6 protein-coding genes and 1 pseudogene are annotated in these 5,964 nt (G+C 72.8%); 1 reads left to right on the top strand and 6 read right to left on the bottom strand.

The window, feature by feature from the left end; genetic code table 11:
• Positions 1-459, top strand: a pseudogene (locus ACFV0G_RS14700) (aminotransferase); the annotation flags it as partial.
• A 42-nt stretch (positions 460-501) separates the two neighbouring features.
• Here ACFV0G_RS14700 and paaE read toward each other — a convergent pair.
• The 6 genes from paaE to ACFV0G_RS14730 all read right to left on the bottom strand — a co-directional run bounded on the left by paaE (position 502) and on the right by ACFV0G_RS14730 (position 5,900).
• Positions 502-1,599 (bottom strand): 1,2-phenylacetyl-CoA epoxidase subunit PaaE, encoded by a 1,098-nt coding sequence (gene paaE, locus ACFV0G_RS14705; protein WP_380546534.1) that lies wholly within the window; start codon positions 1,597-1,599, stop codon positions 502-504.
• Positions 1,599-2,042, bottom strand: a complete 444-nt coding sequence (paaD, locus tag ACFV0G_RS14710; RefSeq protein ID WP_380546569.1) for a 1,2-phenylacetyl-CoA epoxidase subunit PaaD — start codon at positions 2,040-2,042, stop codon at positions 1,599-1,601. The genes paaE and paaD overlap by 1 nt, the downstream gene beginning before the upstream one ends.
• Positions 2,043-2,125: 83 nt before the next feature.
• Positions 2,126-2,971 (bottom strand): 1,2-phenylacetyl-CoA epoxidase subunit PaaC, encoded by an 846-nt coding sequence (gene paaC / locus ACFV0G_RS14715; RefSeq protein WP_380546536.1) that lies wholly within the window; start codon positions 2,969-2,971, stop codon positions 2,126-2,128.
• A 285-nt stretch (positions 2,972-3,256) separates the two neighbouring features.
• Positions 3,257-3,550, bottom strand: coding sequence for a 1,2-phenylacetyl-CoA epoxidase subunit PaaB (gene paaB, locus ACFV0G_RS14720; protein WP_380546538.1), 294 nt, complete (start codon positions 3,548-3,550; stop codon positions 3,257-3,259).
• On the bottom strand, positions 3,547-4,533 hold the full coding sequence (paaA, locus tag ACFV0G_RS14725) for a 1,2-phenylacetyl-CoA epoxidase subunit PaaA (RefSeq protein ID WP_380546540.1): 987 nt from the start codon (positions 4,531-4,533) through the stop codon (positions 3,547-3,549). The genes paaB and paaA overlap by 4 nt, the downstream gene beginning before the upstream one ends.
• A 272-nt stretch (positions 4,534-4,805) precedes the next feature.
• Positions 4,806-5,900 (bottom strand): sugar ABC transporter substrate-binding protein, encoded by a 1,095-nt coding sequence (locus ACFV0G_RS14730; protein ID WP_380546543.1) that lies wholly within the window; start codon positions 5,898-5,900, stop codon positions 4,806-4,808.
• Positions 5,901-5,964: the final 64 nt, after the last annotated feature.

A 5,964-nucleotide genomic window follows, 5' to 3' on the forward strand; every position in this document is an offset into this window, starting at 1 on the left:
GATGGCTATACGCCCCCGGGACTCACCCTGGCGCTGAACGTCCTGCTGGCCCGGCTGGAGCGCGCCAAGCACTACACCACCATCTGCAACTCCGCCCCCTCCGAGGTGCTGGCCCGGATCGCGCTCAAGGCGCGCGACACGATCCTGGCCCGCAACCGCGCCCTGATCGCCGGGAACCTGCCGCTCTTCGACGCGTTCTTCGCCGAGTACCCCGACCTGTTCTCCTGGCAGGCCCCGGACGGCGGGTGCGTCGCCTACCCCCGCTACCTCGGGGCGGAGGGCGTCGAGGAGTTCTGCACCCGGCTGGTGGAGGAGGCCGGCGTCCTGCTGCTGCCGGCCGGCATCTACCGCTCCGAGCTCACCCCGACGCCCGCCGACCGGTTCCGCATCGGCATCGGGCGCGCCCACCCGGAGGAGGGCCTGACCGCGCTCGCCGAGTGGCTGCGCTCCGGGCGCTGAGCCGGCCCGCCGCCGCGGGCCTCGCGGCCGCGGGCGGCGGCCTCACCGGTCGAAGTCGACAGTCAGGTTCTCGGAGACGGGGAAGGTCTGGCAGGTCAGGACGTAGCCCGCGTCGACCTCGGCCGGTTCGAGGGCGAAGTTGCGGCGCATGTCCGCCTCGCCGTCCGTGACCAGCGCCCGGCAGGTGCCGCAGACACCGCCCTTGCAGGCGAACGGAAGGTCGGGGCGGGCCCGCTGGGCACCGTCGAGGATGCTGCGATCGCGCGGGAGGGCGGAGGTGGTGGAGCGGCCGTCCAGGGTGAGGGTGACCTGGCTGGCCGGGCCGTCGAAGGCGGCCTCGTCCTCGCGACGGACCGGCACGTCGTCGGCGAAGAACAGCTCCTGGTGGACCCGGTCCTCCGGGACTCCGGCGTCGGCCAGCACCTGCTGGGCGTCGCGCACCATGCCGTGCGGGCCGCACAGCCACCAGTGGTCGGCGTCCCGGACGTCGACGAGGGCGGAGATGAGCGCGGCAAGCCGGCCGGAGTCGAGCCGGCCGGAGAGCAGCTCCGCCTCGCGCGGTTCCCGGGACAGGACGTGGGCGAGCTGGAACCGGGCCGGGTGGCGGTCCTTCAGGTCGGCGAGCTCGTCGGCGAACATCACGGTGTCGGTGCGCCGGTTGCCGTAGAACAGGGTGACCCGGCTCTCCGGGTCGGCGGCCAGGACGGACCCCGCGATGGAGAGCATCGGGGTGATGCCGGAGCCGGCCGCGATCAGGACGTGGTGCCCGGGGGTGGCCAGGTCGGGGGTGAAGGAGCCGACCGGCGCCATCACCTCCACGGTGTCCCCGGCGCGGACCTCGTCGACCAGCCAGGAGGAGAACAGCCCGCCGGGCACCACGCGCACACCGATCCGCGGCGCACCGCCCGCGGGCGAGCAGATCGAGTACGAGCGGCGCTCGTCGCGGCCCTCCACCTCCCGGCGCAGCGTCAGGGACTGGCCGGGAGCGAAGGCGAACTCCTCGGCCAGGTCGGCGGGGACCTCGAAGGCGACCGCGGCGGCGTCCTCGCAGAGCGGCTCGACCGCGGCGACGCGCAGGGTGTGGAAGCCCGGGCGGCGGCGGGCCCGGCCGGCCGGGACCTGGGCGGTGGTCGGGTCCATCAGATCTCCTTGAACTGCTCGAACGGTTCCAGGCAGGCGCGGCAGCGCCGGAGCGACCGGCACGAGGTGGCGGCGAAGCGGGAGGTCTCCTCGGTGTCCGCCGAGCCGCACTGCGGGCAGGGCACGGCCAGCCGGGTGGCGGACAGGCCCAGCAGCACCGGGCCGGCGGTCCGTCGCGGCGCCGGGCCGGGCGGTGCGATGCCGTGCTCGGCGAGCTTGCGGCGGCCCTCGTCGGTGATCCAGTCCGTCGTCCACGGCGGGTCCAGGACGGTGCGGATCTCGACCTTCGCGAAGCCCGCCTCCTGCAGGTGCCTGGCCGTGTCGGCCCGCATCTCGGCGATGGCCGGGCAGCCGGAGTAGGTGGGGGTGAGGGTGGCGATCACCGTGCCGTCCCGGTCGACCTCGACGCCGCACAGCACGCCGAGGTCGGCGAGGGTGAGCATGGGCAGCTCGGGATCGGTGACCTCGCTCGCCGCCCGGCGGGCCCGGGCCAGGGCGAGTCCGTCCTGCCGCTCGGCCGCCACGGTCACCACACCGCCCCGGGGTGGGCGCGGGCCACACCCTGCAGCTCGGCCAGGAGCGGGGCCAGGTGTTCGGTGCGGTCGCCCTCGCGGCCCGAGCCGGGCAGCGGTACGGCCTCCCGGAGGGTGAGGCGGGCCGCCTCGGCGACCTGGCGGAGCACCGCCGTCACCTCGTCCTCGACCTGCGCCGGATCGACGCCGAAGCCGGTGTGCCCGGTGAGGAGTTCGCCCAGGTACGGCGCCACCTCGTCCAGGCCCTGCTGCATCCGGCGGTGGGACTCCTCGGTGCCGTCGCCGAGGCGCACGACCCAGTCCGCGGCGTACTGGCGGTGGTACGTCAGTTCCTTGACGCCCTTCGCGGCGACGGCCGCGAGCACCGGATCGGGGGAGCCGGCCAGCCGCTCGAAGAGCGCCAGACGCCAGGTGGCGAACACCAGCAGCCGGGCCATCGAGAAGGCGAAGTCGCCGTTGGGCAGTTCGACGAGCCGCACGTTGCGGAAGTCCGACGGGTCGCGGAAGTAGGCGAGGTCGTCCTCGCTCCGGCCGCTCCCCTCCGCCTGGCCGGCCCGGGTGTACAGCAGCCGGGCCTGGCCGAGCAGGTCGAGGCCGATGTTGGCCAGGGCGACCTCCTCCTCCAGCTCGGGGGCGCGGGTGCACCACTCCCCCAGCCGCTGGGCGGACACCAGGGCGTCGTCGGCGAGGGCCAGGCAGTGGGCGGCCAGGGCCGCGGCGTCGACGCCGTCCGGTACGGCGGTGGCCACACCGTGCAGCGGGTCGGTGAACCCGGTGCCGAACGCCCAGCGGGCATCGGTGTCGCCGTCGGCCAGGGACAGGCCGTGGTCCTCGTTCATGTGCCCTCCCCGGCGGGCTCGCTGTGCTCGTTCATGGCGCGTTCCTCGGATGTGCGGGCCCTCGATGTGCGGGCGGTGGATGTGAAGTCTTCAAAGGCGTACGGATGCCACATAGGGGCGCGGGGAACTGCGCAGTCCGGGAGTGGTGCTCCTGACGAATCCGGCGCACCCCTGGTCCGCACGGTGGCCCGCATCCGAATTGCGCAGTTCTCCCCCAGCCTTCGGCCGGGAGGTGCCCCCACCCGCCCCTGAATCGACCACCCGAATGCCCTGGGAAGACAGCTCCTAGATGTGCGGGACGTCCTCGGGGATGTCGTAGAAGGTGGGGTGGCGGTACACCTTGTCCGCGCTGGGCTCGAAGAACGGGTCCTTCTCGTCCGGCGCCGAGGCGCCGATGTCCTCCGCGCGCACCACCCAGATGCTCACGCCCTCGTTCCGCCGGGTGTAGAGGTCCCGGGCGTGGGTGAGCGCCATCCGCCGGTCGGCGGCGCGCAGCGACCCCACGTGGACGTGGTTCAGGCCGCGCCTGCCGCGCACGAAGACCTCGTACAGCGGCCATGCGCCGCGGTTCTCGCTCATGCTGCCTCTCCGTTCTCGCTCTCGCGGGCGGCCTGCTTGGCCGCGTGGGCGGTGGCTGCCGCCCGCACCCAGGCGCCCTCTTCGTGGGCCGCCCGGCGGCGGGCGACCCGCTCGGTGTTGCACGGCCCGTCGCCGGCGATGACCCGCTGGAGCTCGGCCCAGTCGGGGGTGCCGAAGTCGTGGTGGCCGCGCTCGGCGTTCCAGCGCAGTTCGGGGTCGGGCAGGGTGACGCCGAGCTTCTCCGCCTGGGGGACGGTCATGTCCACGAAGCGCTGGCGCAGCTCGTCGTTGCTGTGCCGCTTGATCTTCCAGGCCATGGACCGGGCCGAGTTGGGCGAGTTGTCGTCCGTCGGGCCGAACATCATCAGCGACGGCCACCACCAGCGGTCCACCGCGTCCTGCACCATCTGCCGCTGGGCGTCGGTGCCGCGCATCATGGTCAGCAGGAGTTCGTAGCCCTGCCGCTGGTGGAAGGACTCCTCCTTGCAGACCCGCACCATGGCCCGGGCGTACGGGCCGTAGGAGGTCCGGCACAGCGGGACCTGGTTGCAGATCGCGGCGCCGTCGACGAACCAGCCGATGACGCCGACGTCGGCGAACGACTGCGACGGGTAGTTGAAGATGGAGGAGTACTTCTGCCGCCCCTCGATCAGCTTGCCGGTCAGCTCGTCGCGGTCGGCGCCCAGGGTCTCGGCCGCCGAGTACAGGTACAGGCCGTGGCCGGCCTCGTCCTGGACCTTGGCGAAGAGGGTCGCCTTGCGGCGCAGCGACGGCGCGCGGGTGATCCAGTCGCCCTCGGGCTGCATGCCGATGATCTCCGAGTGGGCGTGCTGCGCGATCTGGCGGATCAGCGTGTTGCGGTAGGCCTCCGGCATCCAGTCGCGGGGCTCGATCCGCTGGTCGGCGCCGATGGTGGCGTCGAAGTGCTCCTGGAGCTGCGACTCGCCACCACCCGTGGCCCGGTGGTGTGTCGTGGTGGTCATCGGTACCGACCCCTTCTGCCGACCGACCATTCGGTCGGTAATCGAGTGTGCGGGATCCTGCGCGGATTTGGCAAGGCCCGCCCTGCTCGGCCGGGCTCCACCGCCCCGGGCGGACGGACTGCCGGCCACGGACACGCCGGTGCCGCCCCGCGGCGGTCCCGGCGCGGGCCGCCGGCGCGCACGGGCGCCGGGGGGGGGGGCCCCGGCCCCGGGGGGGCCGGGGCCCCACTGGCAGCGGCCGGGCGCGGGGCCGACGGCCCGACGCGGGGCGCCTACTTGATTCCGGCCTTCGTGCACAGCGCCTCGTACTCGCCGGTGCACAGCTGCGCCTTGGTGACGTAGCCGTCGGTGATGACGTCCTGGATGTTGCTCTTGGTGATGGCCTCCGGGGCCAGCAGCACCGCCGGGACGTCACGCTTGCCCGTCGGGTCGTTGACGGTGGCGGTGGTCTGGCTCTTCTTGCCGGCGGCCAGCTCGACCGCGAGGGCCGACGCCGCGTCGGCCTCCTTCTTCACCGCCTTGTAGACGGTCATGCACTGGTCGCCCGCCAGGATGTTCTGCAGGCCCTGGACGGTGGCGTCCTGACCGGTGATCGGGACCTGTCCGTTGCGGTGGTTCTTGCGGAGCACGGCGATGGCCGAGTTCGCCAGGCCGTCGTTGGCCGCGAGCACCCCGGCGACGTTCGGCCGGCTGGTGTACATCTGCTCGAAGATGGTCTGGGCCTGGGCGTTGTCCCAGTCGGGCACCGACTGGTTGGGGCCCTTGGTGTACTCGCCGGAGGCGTACAGCGGGTCCAGCACGCTGTTGTAGCCGTTGGCGAACAGGGTGGCGTTGTTGTCCGTCGGCGAGCCGTTGAGTTCGGCGACGACGGGGTTCTTGGCGCCCGTGTCGGCCAGGCACTTCGTCAGGCCCTGTCCCTGGAGCTTGCCGACCTGGGTGTTGTCGAAGCTGACGTAGTACTGGGCGGATCCGCCGAGGGTGAGGCGGTCGTAGTCGATGGTGGCCACTCCCTGGGCCTTGGCCTTGTCGAGGACGGCCTTGCCGGTTCCGCTGTCCAGGTTGACGATGACCAGCACGTTCACCCCGCTGGTGATCATCTGGTCGGCGATGGTCTGGAACGCCTGCTTGTCGCCCTCGGCGTTCTGGATGTCGTAGTCGACACCGGCGGCCTTGAAGGCGGCGGCGAGGTAGGTGCGGTCGGCGGTCTCCCAGCGGACGGACGACTTGCTGTCCGGCAGGATCACGCCGATCTTCGGCTTCCGGCCGCCCGCCGAACCGGTGTCGGAGCCCGACGAGCCGCAGGCGGTGAGGGTGGTGAGCAGGGCCGCAGACATGGCGGCGGTGGCGAACAGGAGCCCCTTGCGCATGGGCAGGGTCCTTTCGGGGCGTGTCCGGCCGGGCCGGACGTGCGTGGCTGCGGATGGGTGGGTG

It is taken from the genome of Kitasatospora sp. NPDC059571 (assembly GCF_042735675.1).
GTDB lineage: Bacteria > Actinomycetota > Actinomycetes > Streptomycetales > Streptomycetaceae > Kitasatospora.